This window comes from Chryseobacterium kimseyorum (assembly GCF_025971945.1).
In the GTDB taxonomy this organism is placed as follows: domain Bacteria; phylum Bacteroidota; class Bacteroidia; order Flavobacteriales; family Weeksellaceae; genus Chryseobacterium; species Chryseobacterium kimseyorum.
Map to the genome: position 1 here is coordinate 141,835 of NZ_JAPDHW010000006.1, position 18,897 is coordinate 160,731.

24 protein-coding genes and 1 riboswitch are annotated in these 18,897 nt (G+C 35.5%); of the genes, 4 read left to right on the forward strand and 20 right to left on the reverse strand.

Annotated elements, in window-relative coordinates:
* Positions 1-25 precede the first annotated feature (25 nt).
* Entirely contained in the window at positions 26-2,350 is a 2,325-nt protein-coding gene (gene metE, locus OMO38_RS10145) for a 5-methyltetrahydropteroyltriglutamate--homocysteine S-methyltransferase (RefSeq protein WP_264750063.1), read from the reverse strand.
* A gap of 362 nt (positions 2,351-2,712) precedes the next feature.
* A riboswitch (cobalamin riboswitch) is annotated at positions 2,713-2,897 on the reverse strand.
* Positions 2,898-3,049: 152 nt separating this feature from the next.
* Here metE and OMO38_RS10150 point away from each other — a divergent pair.
* Positions 3,050-3,511, forward strand: a complete 462-nt coding sequence (locus tag OMO38_RS10150) for an Lrp/AsnC family transcriptional regulator (RefSeq protein ID WP_264750064.1) — start codon at positions 3,050-3,052, stop codon at positions 3,509-3,511.
* A 10-nt stretch (positions 3,512-3,521) separates the two neighbouring features.
* Here OMO38_RS10150 and OMO38_RS10155 read toward each other — a convergent pair whose 3' ends face one another.
* Genes OMO38_RS10155 through OMO38_RS10185 form a run of 7 tightly spaced genes read right to left on the reverse strand, consistent with a single transcriptional unit; the run spans position 3,522 to position 7,381 of the window.
* Entirely contained in the window at positions 3,522-3,902 is a 381-nt protein-coding gene (locus OMO38_RS10155; protein ID WP_264750065.1) for a VOC family protein, read from the reverse strand.
* The gene (locus OMO38_RS10160) at positions 3,889-4,290 is read right to left on the reverse strand and encodes a hypothetical protein (protein ID WP_264750066.1); all 402 of its coding nucleotides are present in this window, start codon (positions 4,288-4,290) and stop codon (positions 3,889-3,891) included. Before OMO38_RS10160 ends, OMO38_RS10155 begins: the two co-directional genes overlap by 14 nt.
* A gap of 24 nt (positions 4,291-4,314) precedes the next feature.
* On the reverse strand, positions 4,315-4,884 hold the full coding sequence (locus OMO38_RS10165) for a hypothetical protein (RefSeq protein WP_264750067.1): 570 nt from the start codon (positions 4,882-4,884) through the stop codon (positions 4,315-4,317).
* A 21-nt stretch (positions 4,885-4,905) separates the two neighbouring features.
* The gene (gene nudK, locus OMO38_RS10170; protein ID WP_264750068.1) at positions 4,906-5,487 is read right to left on the reverse strand and encodes a GDP-mannose pyrophosphatase NudK; all 582 of its coding nucleotides are present in this window, start codon (positions 5,485-5,487) and stop codon (positions 4,906-4,908) included.
* A gap of 24 nt (positions 5,488-5,511) precedes the next feature.
* Positions 5,512-6,420, reverse strand: a complete 909-nt coding sequence (locus OMO38_RS10175) for a TIGR01777 family oxidoreductase (protein WP_264750069.1) — start codon at positions 6,418-6,420, stop codon at positions 5,512-5,514.
* 20 nt (positions 6,421-6,440) lie between these two features.
* Positions 6,441-6,782, reverse strand: a complete 342-nt coding sequence (locus OMO38_RS10180; protein WP_264750221.1) for a hypothetical protein — start codon at positions 6,780-6,782, stop codon at positions 6,441-6,443.
* Between the two features lie 2 nt (positions 6,783-6,784).
* A complete protein-coding gene (locus OMO38_RS10185) occupies positions 6,785-7,381 on the reverse strand; it encodes an HPP family protein (RefSeq protein ID WP_264750070.1) in 597 nt (198 codons plus the stop codon).
* Positions 7,382-7,766: 385 nt separating this feature from the next.
* Between OMO38_RS10185 and pnuC the strand changes: the two genes are divergently transcribed.
* Complete coding sequence (gene pnuC, locus OMO38_RS10190) at positions 7,767-8,363, forward strand: nicotinamide riboside transporter PnuC (protein WP_264750071.1); 597 nt, start codon at positions 7,767-7,769, stop codon at positions 8,361-8,363.
* A gap of 128 nt (positions 8,364-8,491) precedes the next feature.
* On the forward strand, positions 8,492-9,523 hold the full coding sequence (locus OMO38_RS10195) for an acyl-CoA dehydrogenase family protein (RefSeq protein ID WP_264750072.1): 1,032 nt from the start codon (positions 8,492-8,494) through the stop codon (positions 9,521-9,523).
* Positions 9,524-9,634: 111 nt separating this feature from the next.
* Here OMO38_RS10195 and OMO38_RS10200 read toward each other — a convergent pair whose 3' ends face one another.
* Both OMO38_RS10200 and OMO38_RS10205 read right to left on the reverse strand, forming a co-directional pair.
* Positions 9,635-10,192 (reverse strand): hypothetical protein, encoded by a 558-nt coding sequence (locus tag OMO38_RS10200; RefSeq protein WP_264750073.1) that lies wholly within the window; start codon positions 10,190-10,192, stop codon positions 9,635-9,637.
* A gap of 450 nt (positions 10,193-10,642) precedes the next feature.
* Complete coding sequence (locus tag OMO38_RS10205) at positions 10,643-10,960, reverse strand: nuclear transport factor 2 family protein (RefSeq protein WP_264750074.1); 318 nt, start codon at positions 10,958-10,960, stop codon at positions 10,643-10,645.
* Between the two features lie 436 nt (positions 10,961-11,396).
* Between OMO38_RS10205 and OMO38_RS10210 the strand changes: the two genes are divergently transcribed.
* On the forward strand, positions 11,397-11,681 hold the full coding sequence (locus OMO38_RS10210) for a hypothetical protein (protein WP_264750075.1): 285 nt from the start codon (positions 11,397-11,399) through the stop codon (positions 11,679-11,681).
* A 30-nt stretch (positions 11,682-11,711) separates the two neighbouring features.
* Here OMO38_RS10210 and OMO38_RS10215 read toward each other — a convergent pair whose 3' ends face one another.
* From OMO38_RS10215 to OMO38_RS10260, 10 genes are all read right to left on the reverse strand, one after another.
* Entirely contained in the window at positions 11,712-11,855 is a 144-nt protein-coding gene (locus tag OMO38_RS10215; RefSeq protein WP_264750076.1) for a hypothetical protein, read from the reverse strand.
* A gap of 59 nt (positions 11,856-11,914) precedes the next feature.
* A complete protein-coding gene (locus OMO38_RS10220; RefSeq protein WP_264750077.1) occupies positions 11,915-12,745 on the reverse strand; it encodes a DNA adenine methylase in 831 nt (276 codons plus the stop codon).
* A gap of 332 nt (positions 12,746-13,077) precedes the next feature.
* The gene (locus OMO38_RS10225) at positions 13,078-13,443 is read right to left on the reverse strand and encodes a hypothetical protein (protein WP_264750078.1); all 366 of its coding nucleotides are present in this window, start codon (positions 13,441-13,443) and stop codon (positions 13,078-13,080) included.
* A complete protein-coding gene (locus OMO38_RS10230; RefSeq protein ID WP_264750079.1) occupies positions 13,440-13,937 on the reverse strand; it encodes a hypothetical protein in 498 nt (165 codons plus the stop codon). The genes OMO38_RS10225 and OMO38_RS10230 overlap by 4 nt, the downstream gene beginning before the upstream one ends.
* A 2-nt stretch (positions 13,938-13,939) precedes the next feature.
* The gene (locus tag OMO38_RS10235; RefSeq protein WP_264750080.1) at positions 13,940-15,880 is read right to left on the reverse strand and encodes a hypothetical protein; all 1,941 of its coding nucleotides are present in this window, start codon (positions 15,878-15,880) and stop codon (positions 13,940-13,942) included.
* 1 nt (position 15,881) lies between these two features.
* Positions 15,882-16,736, reverse strand: a complete 855-nt coding sequence (locus tag OMO38_RS10240; RefSeq protein WP_264750081.1) for a phage baseplate protein — start codon at positions 16,734-16,736, stop codon at positions 15,882-15,884.
* A complete protein-coding gene (locus tag OMO38_RS10245; protein WP_264750082.1) occupies positions 16,733-17,032 on the reverse strand; it encodes a hypothetical protein in 300 nt (99 codons plus the stop codon). The genes OMO38_RS10240 and OMO38_RS10245 overlap by 4 nt, the downstream gene beginning before the upstream one ends.
* Positions 17,033-17,222: 190 nt before the next feature.
* Positions 17,223-18,086, reverse strand: a complete 864-nt coding sequence (locus OMO38_RS10250) for a baseplate J/gp47 family protein (protein WP_264750083.1) — start codon at positions 18,084-18,086, stop codon at positions 17,223-17,225.
* A 3-nt stretch (positions 18,087-18,089) separates the two neighbouring features.
* On the reverse strand, positions 18,090-18,380 hold the full coding sequence (locus tag OMO38_RS10255) for a hypothetical protein (RefSeq protein ID WP_264750084.1): 291 nt from the start codon (positions 18,378-18,380) through the stop codon (positions 18,090-18,092).
* The gene (locus tag OMO38_RS10260; protein WP_264750085.1) at positions 18,358-18,897 is read right to left on the reverse strand and encodes a phage holin family protein; all 540 of its coding nucleotides are present in this window, start codon (positions 18,895-18,897) and stop codon (positions 18,358-18,360) included. The genes OMO38_RS10255 and OMO38_RS10260 overlap by 23 nt, the downstream gene beginning before the upstream one ends.

The following is an 18,897-nucleotide window of genomic DNA, read 5'->3' on the forward strand; positions in this document are numbered from 1 at the left end:
GTTTCAAAACTCCTGCCTTTATAATTTACTGAACTAAATTTCTTTCTTTTTCAAAAGCTTCAGATGCTTCCCTCGAAGCTTCCACCATCGCAATCAGCGCCTTTTCCGTTTCATCCCAATGACGGGTTTTTAAACCACAGTCAGGATTTACCCAAAGTTGCTGTGCAGGAATCACGGCTTGTGCTTTTTTCAGCAATTCCACCATTTCCTCTTTTGACGGAACTCTCGGCGAATGAATATCATACACTCCAGGACCAATCTCATTCGGATATTTAAAATCTGCAAAAGCATTCAAGAGTTCCATCTGACTTCTCGAGCATTCAATCGTAATGACATCGGCATCCATATCGGCGATATTCTGGATGATATCATTAAATTCTGAATAACACATGTGCGTATGAATCTGCGTTGCATCTTCCACACCGCTTGCCGAAATTCTGAAAGCCGCAACCGCCCATTTCAGATAATTCTGCCAGTCAGATGTTCTCAAAGGAAGACCTTCACGAATTGCAGGTTCATCAATCTGAATAATTCTGATTCCTGCTTTTTCCAGATCATTCACTTCATCACGAATTGCCAAAGCAATCTGTTTACAGGTTACCGAGCGCGGCTGGTCATCACGCACAAATGACCATTGAAGAATCGTTACAGGTCCCGTCAACATTCCTTTTACCCATTTTTGAGTCAAAGACTGAGCATATTCTGACCAGTACACCGTCATCGGATTCGGTCTGTGAACATCTCCGAAAATAACGGGAGGTTTCACGCAGCGGCTTCCGTAGCTCTGAACCCAGCCGTTTTGGGTAAAGGCAAATCCGGCCAGCTGTTCTCCGAAATATTCCACCATATCATTTCGCTCAAACTCTCCGTGAACCAACACATCGATCCCGATTTCTTCCTGCCAACGGATGGTTCTTTCGGTTTCCTGTTTCAGCAAAGTATCGTACTGTTCGGCATTTAATTCTCCTTTTTTAAATTTTGAACGCCAGGTTCTCACTTCTTTTGTCTGCGGAAAAGAACCAATAGTCGTCGTTGGAAATAATGGAAGCTTCAATACTTTCTGCTGAGTTTCTTTTCTTACATTGAAGGGGGAATTTCTCTGCGCATCTTCCTCTGTCGTCACATCTACACGGTTTTTCACTTCCTCATTGTGAATTAATGAAGATGTTTTACGGTTTTCAATTGCTTTTTTATTTTCAGCTAATTCCTGTAGAGTATTGTAATCCGGATTTTCTGATGCTAATTTTTTCAGGTTTACAATTTCATAAACTTTCTGTTTTGCGAAAGCCATCCACTGTTTAATCTCGGGAGAAAGAATATCCTCATTTTTCTCTGAATCCAAATCGAAAGGAGAGTGCAGCAATGAACAGGAAGGTGCAATGAAAACCCTGTCCGAGCCGATTTTCTCAACTGCTTTTGTAATGAAATGCAAAGACTGTGTGAAATCATTTTTCCAGATATTTCTTCCGTCAACGATTCCCAGCGAAAGACTTAAAGTATTTGGAATTGTATTTAAAACTTCATCCAACTGTTCAGACGAACGGACCAGATCAATATGCAGAACATCGATCGGTAGGGAAGTCGCTAATGAAAGATTGTCTTTTAAACCTTCAAAATAAGTTGCCACGATGAATTTCAGATTAGGGAAATGTTTTCTGATTTCACCATAGATGAACTGATACGTTTCTTTGGCTTTTTCATTTAAATCTAAAGCTAAAAACGGCTCATCAAACTGAATATATTCCGCACCGTGATTTTCAAGCTCTTTTAAAATCTGGATATAAACCGGCAGTAAATTCTGTGCTAAATCTAATTTATCAAAACCTTCCTCTTTTTCTTTACCCAATAATAAATACGTCAGTAAACCGATGATTACGGGCTTTGCATTGATTCCGGCCTGTTTGGCGCTGATGAATTCCTGAATGATTTTGTTGGAGAATAATTTGAACTCCTGATTTTTCTGAAACTCAGGAACGATGTAGTGATAATTGGTGTCAAACCATTTGGTCATTTCCATTGCCGTAATATCCAAACCTTCTTTCTGAAAGCCTCTTGCCATCGCAAAATACAGATCAGTTTCAGATTTTTTGAAAGCAATTTCCTGATAACGCTCCGGAATCGCTCCCACCGTCAGAGTCATATCCAAAACCAGATCGTAATAAGAAAAATCGTTGCAGGGAATCCAGTCTATTCCTGCATCCTGCTGCAGTTTCCAGTTGTTTTGAGTGATGGTTTTTCCTACTTCCAGTAATTCGTCTAAAACAATTTTGCCCGACCAATACTGCTCGCAGGCTTTTTTGAGTTCTCTGTTGCTACCAATACGCGGATAGCCAAGAATGTGTGTTTGCATTTTCTTTAAACTTTTATAATTAATGATTTTAAAAGTTCTTCAGATGCTTCGAAATGCTTTGTTAGTAGAAGTTTTTGAGAGTTTAGATACTTTGAATAGAGTAGATTTTTTAGTTGTTTTTTTTATCTGCTGCTTTTTAAACGCAAAGTTTTAACTTCAACTTAAAAATGTTTAAGCAGACAAAGATCGAATCAAAAAATTGATTTGATGAAGCTTGTGTTTGTAAATGAACTTCATCAGCGACAAAGTCGCAACTTTTGCTCCCTAAAATTTTACATTACAATAAAAACTCTTTGTGTTTAAATTTGAACTCAATATATTCAATGTATCATCTATCAATCCAAAACTCCAACCGCGAGAGCACTGATCATTCGGTAAAGGCAGGTCTCCTGGCTTGTAACAGTTTCTGTCATCCTTACCGTTTTCACAGTGGATATTTGTGGACAGAAACTTTTGGGATATTACTTACAGTTGCGCGACAGCTCGTGATTTTCACACGATTCCCTATTCATTTATTTTATATAAAACCTTTCCGTTTGATGAAGTATGTGAAAGAACAATTTCTTTGGTAAAGATAATAGTTAAGCGAATTGATCTGTTTAAATTAAAAAATAAAGGATATTGTTTGGTTTTATTTAGTTAAATCAGATTATTATTCGTTACATTTGAGAATTAAAGTTTTAAAAAGAATATTATTCCGTGGAAAGATTAGATGAGAAGGATATTCAGCTCCTGAGAATCCTTCAAAAAAACGCAAAACTGACCGTCAAAGAACTTGCAGCCGAAGTAAATCTCTCAACATCGCCAGTTTTTGAGAGAGTAAAAAGACTCGAACAGGACGGATTTATCAAACATTACGCAGCAGTTTTAGAAGCTGAAAAACTCAACCGTGGTTTTACTGTTTTCTGTCAGATCAAACTGAAAATTCATGACCGTGCAGTAGGAAATCAGTTTGTAGAAGATATTTTAAAGATTGATGAAGTCGCCGAATGCTACAACATCTCAGGCGATTTTGATTTCCTGCTGAAAGTTCAGGTGCGGGATATGAAACATTATCAGGATTTTGTTTTCAATAAACTGGGATCAGTAGATTCTATCGGAAGCACGCACAGTACTTTTGTAATGGCGGAGGTGAAGAATACGCATGGATTGAGTATTTAAAAAGTGAATTTCAAAAATAATTACTCACCTCAATCAAATTGAAATCGGGATCTCTGAAATATACCGACTTGATTTTTCCCAAAGCCCCGGTTCTTTCCACAATTCCCTCTATGATTTCAACGTTTTTTACTTTCAGTTCTTCTACAATTTCCTCAATATTTGTTTCTGCAATGAAACATAAATCTGCTGAGCCAGAAGTTGGGTGTTCAGCTTTCGGTTCAAATTCTTTTCCTTTTTGATGAAGATTAATTTTTTGATTTCCGAAAGTCAGAGCTTTTCTGTTGTCTCCAAATGTTACAACTTCGAAACCTAAAATGTCCGTGTAAAATTCTATTGTTTTATCAATATCAGCGACGCTTAAAACAAGATGGTCGATATTATTTATTTTCATTATTAAATCTTTTTTGATACCCAATAAATGCTTTAAAATTTTCGGAAAAACCAAAATGATAAATTGCATCTGAGTAGATAAAAATCATTACGTAAAACGGAATTTCCTGGACGGGAGTGAAATTTGATGAAAATATGAAGAAGAGTGCCAAAATAACAGCTATTGCAAACAAGATTATTGACAGAATCCTCGCCCAGTTTTTACCAATATAAACTAAATACAGAAGTCCTGCGGTCATGAAAAAGCGGATGATTTGTGAAACTAATTTTTGAATATCAATTTCCGGTCGGGGAGAATGATACAGATAAATAGTACTCAAGTTGACCAATAAGATGGCAGCAAAGATAGAAAGAGTTCTTCTCTGACCTTTCTTTTCCAAATAATTCATTGACTTTATCGTTACAATATCTTTCTATTCCTGATCCAGATACGTCAGCTTTGCATCTTTCACGAACTCTTCAAAACTCATATTTTTAACAGCTTTAGAATTTGTAAGTTCAATAAAATAATTAATTGAATTTGGAAGATTTTTGTTTTTTGTAGTCAATCTAAATCTTCTTACTTTTTCATTTACATTTAAAAAAGGAAGCTCAGTAATTTTCACCAAAATATTATTCACATCAAATGAAGCTTTGGGATCTTTCTGTAGCTTTAAAAATCTTTTTTGAGTTCTGTCTGTAGTTTCATCCAGAAATTTCTGCATCTGATAATCTGTAAGCAATTGCGGGTAGATCAAACCTTGCAGAAGGATAGAAGCGGTGATTTTATCAGATTTGTCAATAAGAACTAACTTATCATCAAAAAGAATCTGGTTGGCAGTTGGGACTATCTTTCCTTCGAATTTTTTATAATTTTTCTTTTTGTATTCCGTTTTAAAATGCTCTACAGCATGTTGATCCTTTGAACTTAATACTTCTTTCTTCTGACCAAATGCAACGGCAGAAAATAAAAGATAAAGTATTAAAGAAAATTGCAATTTCATATTTTTAATTTTAAAATAAATCTACACTAAATTTTTAAGCCTGACATGCTGAAGCAGCATAATGGTTTTCGCATCTTTTATTTCACCCGATTCAATCATCTGCAGCGCTTTGTCGATTCCGATTTCCAAAACTTCAATATCTTCACCTTCATCTTCAAGTCCGCCTCCTTCATTGATCTTCATATTTTCAGCATATTCGGCGATGAAAAAATGAAGAATTTCTGTAACAGATCCGGGCGACATATAGGCTTCAAAAACTTTTTCTGCCTTCGTGATTCTGTAACCTGTTTCTTCCTCAGTTTCACGGATAATGCATTCTTCAGGATGGTCATCATCCAGCAATCCTGCACAGGCTTCGATCATCATCCCGTCCGCATTTCCGTTAATAAAAGTGGGCATTCTGAATTGTCTGGTCAAAATTACGTTTTTTGTATTGGTATTATACAATAAAATCACGGCACCATTTCCTCTGTCGTAGGCTTCTCTACTTTGGGTTTCAGTGGTTCCGTCCTTTTTCTGAACGGTAAAAGTGATCTTTTTTAAAGTGTACCAGTTATCCGAAAGGATCTCAGTTTTCTCAACTTTTACGGTTGTATTTTGCATAAATTTTTTATCTTTCTATTGAAATTAATTTCGTTTTAATAAGTCTTCCAAAGCATCTTTTAAATCCGGAAATTTAAACTGAAAACCTTCATTATGCAATTTTTCTGATGATGTCCGCGAACCTTCAAGTAATGCCACAGAAAGTTCTCCAAAGATCAGTTTCATTACAAATCCCGGAATATTGGGCATAAACATCGGTTTATTTAAAACTTCCGCAATTTCCTTTGTGAAATTTTCATTATCGGTATGTTGTGGCGCAGATGCGTTGTAAGCACCTTTTACGTTTTCGTTCTTCAATGCAAATTCAAATACTGAGCTGAGGTCGTCGATGTGAATCCATGGAATGTACTGTCTTCCCGTTCCAAGCGGAGAGCCAATTCCGAATTTCACAGGAACAGCCATTTTTTTCAGGGCACCTTCTTTCTCAGAAAGAACAATGGAAATCCGTACTTTTACCACTCGTTCAGCAACGTTTTTTTCTAAAAATTCATCAGCGGCTTTTTCCCACAGAATGACAACTTCGCTGAGAAAGTCTTTACCTTTTTCGTCTTCTTCTTTAAAAATTTTTTCGGACGTAATCGCTCCGTAAATTCCAACGGCAGAAGCTGAAATAAACAATTTAAGTTTTATATTTTTTTCCTGTAAAGTTTTAAGGATCAATTGGGCAGAATCAACACGGCTGGAAATGATTTCTTTTTTACGCTCATCTGTCCATCTTTTTTCTGAAATATTGGCTCCGGCAAGATGAATAATGTGGCTTACATTCTCAAATGCCCGCTCATCGACCGTTCCTTTTTCAATATTCCATTCAAAATCATTTGCATGTTTTTTGGTGCGTGTTAAAAACCGAACAGTATATTCGTTTTCAAGTTTTTTTGCTAAAACTTTTGCGACCGATCCGCCGGCTCCGGTGATTACTACAACTTCTTTCATGTATTGATTTTGGATATTTTTTAATTCTTAACGATCAAAATATAATCATCATCCAAAAGTTTATATCCCTGGTCGTAAACAAATTTGTATTCAGAACCGTTTTTATAAACTTTAATTTGTGTAAAATAGTTAAAATCAAATCCTAAGCCAGTCAATTTGGTTTTGGCTATTTTGGTTTTTCCTTCAATATTAATCTCGCTCAAGATCCGGTAATTGCGACGCAGTTTGTTGTTTACATTCCGCATCAGATTGCTGGAGTCTTTATTCTGTTTATTGTTGTAGGCGTTTCTGCAGGCGTCGTTACAGAACTTTTTGTCAGACCGTCCAATGATTTTTTCGCCACATTCAAGGCATTCCATAATAATTAATTTTTCAGATTGTGTTTGTGTTTTTTATGTAAAAGGCGTTTCCACTTTGTACTTGTAGGATAAGTTCTGTTTTTGGTAAGATTATTAAAAATTAAAGCAACAACAAGTAAAATAATGCAACCCGACAGAACCGGAGAAAGTACGTACCAGTAGCCTAAATCAGCAATTTTCCCTGGAGAAGTAACTGCAATTAATGCTGTCGCTCCACCTGGTGGATGAAGCGTTTTGGTGTATTGCATTAAAATTATTGAAAACGCAACTGCCAAAGGTGCGGAAAGCCATAAAATATCAGGAACAATCTGGTAAATCGTCACACCTGCCAAAGCCGAAATCACATGGCCTCCGACAAGATTTCTCGGTTGAGCCAATGGACTTTGTATTGCTCCATAAATCAAAACACTGGAGGCACCAAATGAACCGATGAGAAAGATATTTTCCTGTTCCAAAAGATATTGCGACTGCAGTAAAGCGATGATTCCAATACCGAAAAAAGCACCGAGGAATGACCAGAAATGTTCTTTGTAATCGACGAGCGTTTCCCTGTAAATTACATATTTTGATATACGGTAAGTTCTTCGCAACGTTTTCTTCACAGTTTCTGATATTATGATTTAAATATACGAAAATTATCCGTTTGTAAACGACTGCGAGAATCTTTTGCATTAAATCTACAGGAAATACTTTCAAAAAGTAGAGGAATGTAAACACAGCTTTTTGTCATGCTAAAAGCATCCCGACAACGTTACTTAGATTCTTTCAGAATTACAAACGGACTGTTAAGATTTGCGTGAAATGCAAATATCGCTCATAGAAACCTTTCATTTTTCAAAAAAAATCCTCACATTTGCGCCATCAATGGGGTGCTGCAAGATTGCGGCTGAGATGATACCCGGGAAATTTTTCCACACCTGATTCGGATAATGCCGACGTAGGGATTTTTTGATTTATCATCTCATCATTTAATTTATATAAGTTAATTTGATGCAGGAAATTTTACTTAAGACAACCTGGCCGGAATGGTTCGGGGTCTTCTTTTCAATTTTTCAGGTTTTACTGGCCAGAAAAAACAATTCAAACAATTATCTTTTCGGTATTGCCGGAATTTCACTCACGCTGTATGTAATGATGCAGTCTAAACTTTATGCGGAGTTTACGCTCAATCTCTACTATCTGGTGATGAGCATTTACGGCTGGCTTTACTGGAAATTCGGAAAGCAGCAGTCTGAAACAAAGATTTCTGAAACAACTAATCAGGAAAAACTGATCACCGCAGGAATCGTGTTTGGAACATTCAGTCTTTTTTACATTTTTCTTACACATTTCACCGATTCTGACGTTCCGGTTTTAGATTCGCTGGTCAGTGCTTTTGCATGGGCAGGAATGTGGCTGATGGCCCGTCGGAAAATTGAAAACTGGATTTTGCTGAATGTCAGTAATATCATCGCAATTCCTTTGTTGATTCACAAAGATTTATATCTGTATGCGGGTTTGACGGCTTTCCTTTTCGTCGTCGCAATTTCCGGTTACATAGAGTGGAGAAAAATTATTAAATCTAAGTCTTTAAAAGTCGCTTGATTTTAAATCTTCACGAAGTTTCAACAGATGTTACAGATTTATTGTTTGCAAAATCTGCTCAATTAGCGGGAGATTAAAAAAGTAAAAAGCCAAATGACAAAGACATCAATTCAAAAGGAAACAGAGTCATGATTACATCTGAAGAAATTAGAAATCAAATGTTGGGAGCGTCTGAAGTTTCGCCACAAATTATGAATCTCATTCATGATCAACGGTTGCTGCAGATTTGGGTTCCCAAGAAATACGGCGGATTGGGTTTTCGTTTAAATCAGGGTTTACAAATCCTTTTTGACTGGTCTAAAATAGATGGAAGTTTGGGCTGGATGCTGACTTTGTGTTCTGGAGCTAATTTTTTCTCAAGAAATTTAAAACCAGAAATTGCAACAGCACTTTTTTCAAACTCAAAAACCTGTTTCGGAGGAAGTGGTATGATTGGCGGGACTGCAGAAAAACAGAATGACGGAACCTTTATCATCAACGGACTTTGGCATTTTGCAACGGGAGCACCACATCTAAGTCATTTTACCTTGAATGCAAAACTGACTGAAAAAGGAATTCCTCTGCTGGATAAATTTGGTTCTGAGATCATCCGGTCATTTGTAATTTCTAAAAATAAAGTTGAAATTATCCCGAACTGGAAATCGATGGGGATGAAGGCTACGGGAACGTTTTCATTTAAAGTAGAAAATGTTGAAGTTTCGGAAGAATACAGTTTTGTGTACGATGATTTTTTTACTGATGACGTTTTAGATAAAATTCCGTTCAGAATTTTTGCAGATTTGACTTTATTGGTCAATTATCTTGGGATGGCCGCCCATTTTTCTGAGGAAGCGGTTAAAATACGGCCTAATCTCGATTTGAAACTGTTTAATAAAATGATCAGTGAGCATCTGGAAAAATCATTTCAGTTTGCCGATGAGATTGAGATGTCACTAAAAAATTTTGAGACACTAAGTTCTCAGAAGCAAGCGGAAATTCACAGTTTCGCAACCGATTTAGTTGAGAAACTATCGCATCAGATTCTGGAAATTTATTTTCAGTTAGGAATCAAAGCAACTCACACTGACTCTACAATTTACCAGGTTTTCTGTGATTATTTTACGGCGACGCAGCATTCTAATTTTAGGAGGGAGTTTGGGGAAGAATGTTTTAACGAGTAGTTTAAGAGATTTTATCATTTACTCTTTCACAAACATCACATTCTGATATTCTTGTATTTCTTTAATAATGGGTCCAAATTTTACTCACTCAATTTCAAATTTAGTTTTGATTTATTTCATTTCTGTTCTAAAATAACCGCTTGCCATTTCTATTTGCTCTGTTTCCCTGTTTTTTATTTTCAGTTCGAGTTTTCCGTAAATACTGTCACCAGTTTTGTAATTTTCTTTATTCAAAGTTAATTTCTGTTTTATTATTTTGTATTGATTTTGCTTAAAAAAATCATCAGTTCTTTCAACGTCACTAAAATTATCTACATCAACAGTAAAAGCGTTGCCATATTTAAAAATTACTACGTTTGTACCATTGTATCCTGTTGAAAAACCAAATGTGATTATATCCAGATTTTTTATTTTCGGACTTTTTAATGCGTAACAGTTAAACAGTATTGTATCTCCATATTTTCGACCAATTGCGAAGTCAGTGGAGTTTTTTTCAGGTTTATTGAATCCAAAATTCCAAAATATTTTTCTATCAAGACTTTTTATTTGTTGGGAATTCGATATCTTAGAATCAACTGTTATTGAATTGAATTTTGTAATCCAAAAGATACAGGAAAGTATAAACAAGATGGTAAATACTGAAAGCAGATATTTAAAAAATTTCTTCATTACAGGTTTTTTCGATATTTAAGCAGCATTTTAAGTATCGCAATTTAATGGGATTCAAACACAAATTTTTAATTTGCTGAAATATCAATTCAAGACTTTTGCCTCGCTTTTATCAAGAGCTTATACCGAAATTAATTTAATTAAAATCTTCCTGATTCTGTTCGTTTTCACTTAAAAGTTTTATTCCATTACTCCAAATTAGTTTGTGCTTACTTTTATCATCCATGTTGAGTGAATAGTCTTCCATGTCATGGTTAGTTTTGTAAATATCATCTATAGTTACTAAACCTACCTTATTAAGCTCTACCTGTTCACCATATATAACTTTTATTTGATATCATACTCAACTTATTCAATTGTATTGTCAATTTACAAAGTCTATATATAATCAGATTTTGTCTGTTAATTGCATAATTTTGTTGTCTTTAAAAGTAAAGATAGATGTTCCTTTCAATTCAAGTTTATGACCTTTTTCAATCCGTTCGGAAAGTCTATTGCTAAAACAGCGGAATATTTAATTTCAATTTCAGTTTCGTTATGATTGTGACTAATTGAGGTTACGTTTTGTTTTCTGGTTTCAAAATATGATTTTGCCTGTTCGGCTTGTTTTTTAAAATCACTAATTCCATTTAACGTCATACTAACTTTTTCATCCTGTATATTCTGAAAAACGATTTCATCGTTAAAATCATGAGTCATTTTTTCAACATCAAATTCGTTATAACCTTCTATATAATTTTGGATGATTTTTTCTCTTTGTTCGTTCATATTATTTGATTTAATTTTTGACAGTTGTTCTAAACAATGACTGCTCATATAATCGCCAAAACAAAATGTCCAACAATTTAAAACAAAATGTCAAAAAAAAATAAAATAGTCGTATATTAGAGTAAATAACAATTATGATAGTAGAAATACAAGAGGCTGATTGGACAGCGTCGAAAGACAGATTTACATTTATTTTTAATAAACCTGATGAGGAAAGATATTTAATTCAAGTTTACCGAAATCATATTGAAGATAAATCATCAGTTTACATTCCGTTCATTAGTATACGAGACTATGGAGATAAGATCTTGATAGGTACAGAAGAACCCTTTACTGGATATGTAGTTTTGAAATAGCAGAAAATATATGAACTAAAAAAGCACTCATCAGAGTGCTTTTTTTATTATCTTTAAATACCATTTAAACAACATTTAAAATGAAAGTGAGAGGCACAATTGTAGAAGATGTAAAAGCAGCTGACAAATCAGTCATTGTAGAATTTCACGGCGATAAAGAGAAGCAGCATTTTGAACTGCATTGCCTGTTTAGCCCTTTTTATTTAGAAATGAAGAAATGGGATTCCTGGGATTTTATTATAAAAATGAAAAGTGAAATTTTCACAGACCCGAAAACCAGTGAGAAGTCTTACTTCACACACTTAATCTGCAAGAGAGCCGATAATAAGTTTGGTTTGGGTGATATACCTGAAAAATATAAATAAAGGCACTCAATTGAGTGCCTTTAGATTAAATCAGTTCTTTGTTGGTCTGTCTTCTTTAAGAAGACTTACGAGATCGACTTTTAAACCTTTTTCCTTCAGAAGTTTTTCTTCTGCTGCTTTAATAATTTTCGCTTTGATACCGGGAAAATTAATTTTAATTGCTGATTTTGCCATATTTTTTAATTAATTTATATCTCTAATATAAAAAATTATAATGACAATTGCAATTATTTCTAACCAAAATAACGATATATCATAATATCTTCATAACTCGCATTGTGGGTCAAAGATGTATTTAACTTCATAGTCGTTGCACCATCAAAGGGGCTCCTACAATAGCCTCGGGTCTCCATCCAATCACACAGTTCAATGATCTGACTTTTATTACTTGTAAAGTAGAAATATGAGGTATCTTCAATAGTCTTCAAAACGTTGAGATAATCTGATAGTTTCCAATAGTCAGGTTTGCTGTATGTAGAACAGTCTGTTGACAAATAAGGCGGATCAACTAAAAATACAACATTAGGATGGTTTTTATATTCTGCGAACAAATCTCTGTAATCTTTCTTCACACGATTTACGCCCTCCAAATAACCATCAGCACGATAATCTGAAAGCCTCACTTTATTATAGAATTTTTCTTTCTTTAGCTGCTCAAATGATGTCACATAATTCATCGAAAATAATAGACTTGATGAGATAGTCACCCAATCGATAAAACCTTCTTCTTTTGAAATCCTGCCAATAATTTCAGAATGCAAATCATCGGGCAAACGTTCCTTTCTTGCTTCAGATTTTGCGCAAATAACACGAATATCACTTAGCAGGTTGTTAGTTTTATCTACATATTCTAAACGTTGAGAATAGCCGTCAAAATCATTGTAGATCACTTTTGCATCAGGATAATATTCCTTTACGGTGTGACTCAGTAAACCGGAACCGCCAAATAGATCAACATAGACAGCATCTGCCGGGAATTCATTTAAAGCCTCTTTAAATGGTTTTAAAAATCTTCTTTTTTGCCCCTGAAAAGGTAGAGGCGCCTGTACATAATTGTACTTCATAATATATAATTTAAATAATTGTTTTGCTATATTTGCAGCCTCACTGTATTAAACAACAAAACCACCATAAGAAGACTTTTGTCCTCCAACGGTGGCTTTGTTGCTAATAAAAATACAGTGAGACGTTTTTTATTGTTGGAGGACGTTTTTTAATTCCTTTCCTCCTTGGAATTATACTAACCTTATGAAAAGAATCAAAACATTAGTTTTCTTTTTTCTTTTTTGCTTGATGATTTTGGCAATTATTTCCCAATTTATCCAAGCTGTTATGTGTCCTAAATTGACAACAATGGAAGTCTTTTTAAACACTCCTAAAAGCATGGTATTTGACTTTAAGAGGTGTTAAAATCTACAATAGACTTCAAACCGTGATTTTTATCTAATTTATTTAATATCCAAGTCAAAGCTTTTCCGGCTTTACTCAGCGTACCGTCACGCTCATTCTTTCCTAAAGCACTGGAAATGGTTTCTTCCGGATTGCCAAACTTGTAACCTTCATCAGTTCTCAGCGTTTTATTCCAAAGCGTACGAAACTCACGATTCCCAAATTTGTCAATGTTCACGGCAGTACTTCTGAAATATCCTTTTGCATTATCTTTCGATGTGATCAGCACTACAACATAATTGATGATTGTCAATGGAAGCAAAAGAATGTAAGCTACCAAAAACAGCAATACGTCAACACAATATCTTTTCATATACTGTCTATTTTCGTTTGAAATTTATCTTTGTAAATGCCCATAAATTGCGCGAAAACATCTACCAAATCAATTGATTTAGTTTTAATGAGAAAACGAACGTATTGAACCGATTGAGCCTTTAAAGTTTCGATTTCTTCTGAAATAACATTCCCGTCATCATCTTTAAGCTGGCGAATTCCTGTTAAAAGTTTTCCGGAAGCTCCCATAATCTCTTCTACGTTACCTTCATGAATCTGCCAGTTAGGCATTGTCAGTCTTTTATGAATGACATTGCCATCCTTCAAAATAAGGTACTGACGGACGTTTACATAGATTCTTTCCTCATCTCCTTCCATATCAGGAGTATTGAATCCTGTGACCACTAATTTTCTTGCAAATTGTGGATAGATTGGATGGTCAGGCAAAGCCATTTCATACCATGATTTCCCGATGCTTTTAATAGCGTCAATCATTGCCTGATCTTCAGGCTTTATTATTAATTCTGTATTCATTATTACAATTTATAAGCTTTTGTTATTGAAGTAGATACAATCTGAGAGCCAGGTCTTGCCACAAATTGGGCAAAAATTGAATACCCCTCGTTATTGCTTAGTGTTTTAGAAGTATTGTAACCTCCAATGATAGTTCTAAATACATTACCTGTTTTTATAAAAGTGACTACTAGTGGAGCCGGTACGGTAAGTATTAATATAGTTACACCCTCAACATTAATATAAACATAAGGACCATCAGCAGGTGACCAAAAATCGAAACTAACTAGTGAGTTCATAGCGACAGAGTTCACTGTATCGGAGTAACCTAATCCTATGAAACTATGCTCATAATCATGTTGCCAGTTTTTCTGACTAAAATTAATTGTTAACTCTATTAGAAAATCTTCACCCTCTGCAAAAATTTCAGAACTCTTAAAATTTACTTTAGGTATAGGTTGTGCAGCTCCGAAAGGAGTATCGACTGAAAAATTACCTCCGAGGGCTACATCATTCGGGTTAGGGTTTGCTCCTCCTGCATATAAAATATCCCAAGTTAAAGCATTTAAATTTACAGGTGTAACAGACTGCACAATTCTTAAATCCAAACTTGCAATATATACCTTGACACCGCTCGTTAATTTAATAAAATATTGACCTTCTGGAAAATTATAAAAATTGTAATAAAAAATTAAATCTAACCCAGAAGCATTCAGTTGTATCTGATTATTTGGTATAGTGGCTACTACTGTCGTTTTATCTGAAGCTAGAATCTGTATTCCCATACTTAGCTGATTTAGATTTAAATTAGCACCTTTCAATAAGATATATTCAACAGAATCATATTGGTTTTGGATAATAGGTGGTGCTATCAAATTAACGCTCATTTCGCCTGCCGAACCTAAGCCGCCATTTAAAACCTGTGCAAGTGCTAATGACTGTTCAATACTCATTCCCTGAGCCGTTTTTAGCCAATCTTGATAATCAGCATATTGAAATTTGCGTTTTGATCCTGTTGCATCTGTACCGTAAAAATTTCGATTATTGTATGTCACTTGTTGCGGTAATGTTTCGGCATTGTCTTCCAAAACCAAAGCAGACATTCTCGCACGTGCTGTTAAGTGCAATTGCTCTGTAGGCGAATCAGTGCCAAATCCAAATTTAATACCTGCCGGATCACGGTATATTGATGAATTTTTAAACTCTGAACCATTCCAAAATAAAAGGTATCCAACACCGGGATTGATAGCTTTAAAACTCGCAGTTCCTGATGCTCTGTTTACAAAATAGTTTCCGTCAGCTGATGGTTTGTCAAGCTTTCCATTTAAAGCAGATTGCAAGCCTTCAACCATCGCAATAGTAATGTTTGTCAATCCTGTAGGCAGATAGTTTCCGGCAACATTTTTTGCACCGCCTTTGAACATGAAAAGACTAAAGTTTCCATTTACAGGAATTGCAATAAAATCATTTTGCTGAAATTCGTAGTTTGCAGAATTAGCGACAAAAGCAGACAAAGAAGTTTCAGAAGCCTGAATCAAATCTGTAAGACCTAAAGCCTCAATTTTGTCAGCTCTTATCTTTCCTGCCGTCACAAAATCAGCTATCATCATCGACATTGCAACGATCTGTTCTTTATTGTAGACTTCCGGTGAAGCACCTTCATCAACCAATGCAACATTATCCGGAATATCACCAACTCCTAAAGCCATTCGCCACGCTTGTGTTTGCTCGTAGTTTAAATTGGAAGCGTCCAACTTTGCAAGGTATGAAGTGTGAGCATTGACATCATTTGCATGAGAATTTCCTAGCTTATTTTGTAATGCCTGTTCTAAAAGGCTAACATCGGATATGCTTACCTTTTCATCTTTGAACCGGATAGCACTCCAAGTATATTGAAATTGTGCTTCAGTCGGGATATCATCCGTTTGAAAATATTGGAAAACTGTATTTCTTAATTCTGACATTTTATTGAAAGTTAGGTTCTATAAATAGTGCGATTCTTGAAGGCTGTACGATATTGTGAGCCTGATTGCCTCCGAAACTGATTCTGATGTTTTTGTGCATATATGCAACGGAACTACCACCTATTGAGGCTGTAGATTGGTTCTGAATCGAAATAATTCCACTGCCATTATCACTCGAAGGCGCAATTGTGTAAATAGTTCCTGATAATTGTGGTAATTGTGCTGCTGTTAACTGATGAGTTTTTGAACCAACGTTAACCCCGAAAGTATCAAAGAAATTATCGTCCGGATCATGTCCTACAATTGTTTTTCCACGAGTGTCGAGGCATTCTTTCCAGCCGTCTGGTATTTCATCAACTGGACGATTAAACGCCCAAATAACACCGCCATTAAAGACAGGAGCCGTTTTCATTTTCAAAACTTCAATATCTGCTATCACCAAATCAAGATCAGATTGATTTGCTTTGGAATCAATTGCTTCCTTCATCTCTTTTAAAGTAGGAATACGTACAAATTCATCCCAATTATACGTTACAGAAGCATTACCAAATTTGACGGTCTTTTTTTGAATCAGAACTTTTGAAACCTGATTTTTAAAAACCTTTGTGATATCTTCCTGCTGAATGAAAACTGTTTGATCGACCGTACCACCTTCGAAGGCAAGAACATCACCGCCAATGGCAACGATTCCCGGACTTACCAAAGTTCCGACAACCTCGCAACCGGATAAGATGGTTAGATGCCCGGCAATGTTTCCAAGCACATTGAAAATAGTGTACGCTTCTTGTATCTGATCCATCAGATCGGCAGTCAATGGAACGCCGTCAGTCTGCATAAATTTGAAATTCAGTCTCATATTAAATCGATTCTGTAATTTTTACTTTGTAACATATAATATTCAATTTCAGCACGTAGCTGTAATTGGTTGATTCCTGTGTTTGGGATTTTGACAATAAAGTCATAATCACTATTTAATTCGGCTTCTGTGTAGAGATACATCGGTAAGCTGTCGACATAAAGCCATTGTGTTTTAGTTCGCCACTGGTCGTCTTCAGCCTCCGTATACAGATAAACACCATCAAACAAAACAGCTTTAACGATTTCTATTCTCCTTTCTACCGGGTCGAAATAATCGTTTAATCGTTTTTGCATTGAGAACTTTTGGCAGGTTGTATTCATCCTGATAAGGTTCTGTTTTCTTGCTTTTAACAATTCGCTATATAAAGCTTCCAATGGTAGTATTAAAACTAAAACAATAGCACTGATTATCGGTTTGCGTAAAAAAGTAGGTAGCCATTCGATAGCTAACTTTTTAAAATTGATATTGAAAACACTATCCATTTTATACGATGTATTGTAAACCTGTGAAATCTTCCACTTTAAACCTTCCTGATGCAGGAATCACAGACATATTAACTGGCTGGTAAAAACCATAGCCGTTCTGTCCCGGATCAATCCATTTAGACTGAATCTGCAACGTTTGTAAATCTTCCACGCCATCCACAGCGAGCATTACCGCTTCCAGTCTTTGAACGCTCAGTTCACCATTGAAAGGAAGGTTTTGTAAAAACGTTTGAATTGCTTCTTGTACGGGGAATTTTGCGGTTAAAATATTCATGCCGTCAGCTTTTAAAACCATAGGATCGTACTTTACTTTAAATGCAAACTTTAGCATGTCCGGCAGATAATTGATAATTGTTACATGATCTCCTGCCGGCGAAATTTCTTCGATGTATTTTGCAAAAGCGCTCATGATTTCCGGTGAAAAAACATCATCTAAATTTTGCGGTGCAATCTTCATTACTATTTTTGCTCGGCCATTATCGATCACACGATTGCAGGCTGCATACTTCACTATTTTACTTGCTTCAATTTGCTCGTCAGTTGCAATCACATCTGCACCATTATCTTCAAAAGTTAGTTTGAACTGGTCGCTTTCATTTTGGAGATCAAATCCATATTGAAAACGCAAAGCTTCAGAACGGTATCTTCTGAGATTAAAAACTTTCTGAATTGCAATGAGATCCCGAATTTCCTGCAGATGAAAATTTGCAACCTGCATGAAGTTGAAAATTGACCAGGCAACGACATCAAATATCATCTTCCAAATAGAAACTCGTGATGTGCTATTTAAACCGGAAAGAAGAGGATTGCTGTCTTTAGCAGCCTGCATTTCTGCAAATATTTGTTCAAATGTTTTATTCATTTTTTAAAGTACTTTAAATGTGTTCCCGACTTTCATCCAGCCGATTCCTCGTGTTTCTTCAACAGGTCTCAAATCCTGTAATTCTGTTGCAGGTTTTATTTTTTTTGCTCCGTAATAATTCAAAATATCAGTATTTTTGGAAACATCCGGAAGTTTTAGAACCGTCCCAGGTGCAACGCTTTCCGAAACTGAAAGATCGTTTGCCAATGCAATAGAAAAAGCATTAAAAACGCTTCCTGTATGCTGTACTGCCAAATCTTGCAGACTTTGTCTATTCAGGACTATTATCTCCATTTTTTAAACTTATTACAGATGATATCGCGGATTTTACTTTTACAAAAATGGCTTTCAACTTCACTTCAATGCTGAATCCTGCTTTCGGCAGATTCTCGAAAAATATTGAGTAAAATTCGATTGCGCACGCAATGGCTATTGCTGCCAAAGTGAGTGTGATCTGATGCTCAGTGTAACTTTCGGCCTTAAAGGTTTTAATCTTAAATATGGTCTCAATACCGTAGGCGCACATGATCAGCAAAAAATAGGTAATGCTTTTAACAACGGATTCTCTGATTCGTACACTGGTGAATCCCTTCTGCCAAAAACTGCTTTCAATCTTTGAATTTTTCCACAAACTCCATGAAGCGAGAACACCTGTTACAAAATCGAAAAGCATCAGTACGAAAAGCAATGAAATTCCCCACTGACAATCACTGAGCGTAATCATTCCAATAGCAGGAAAAGCAACAGCTGGTTTTTTAATTGCTGTTAAAAGTCCAATTGCATGTTTTTTATAAACTAATAATTCTTTCAT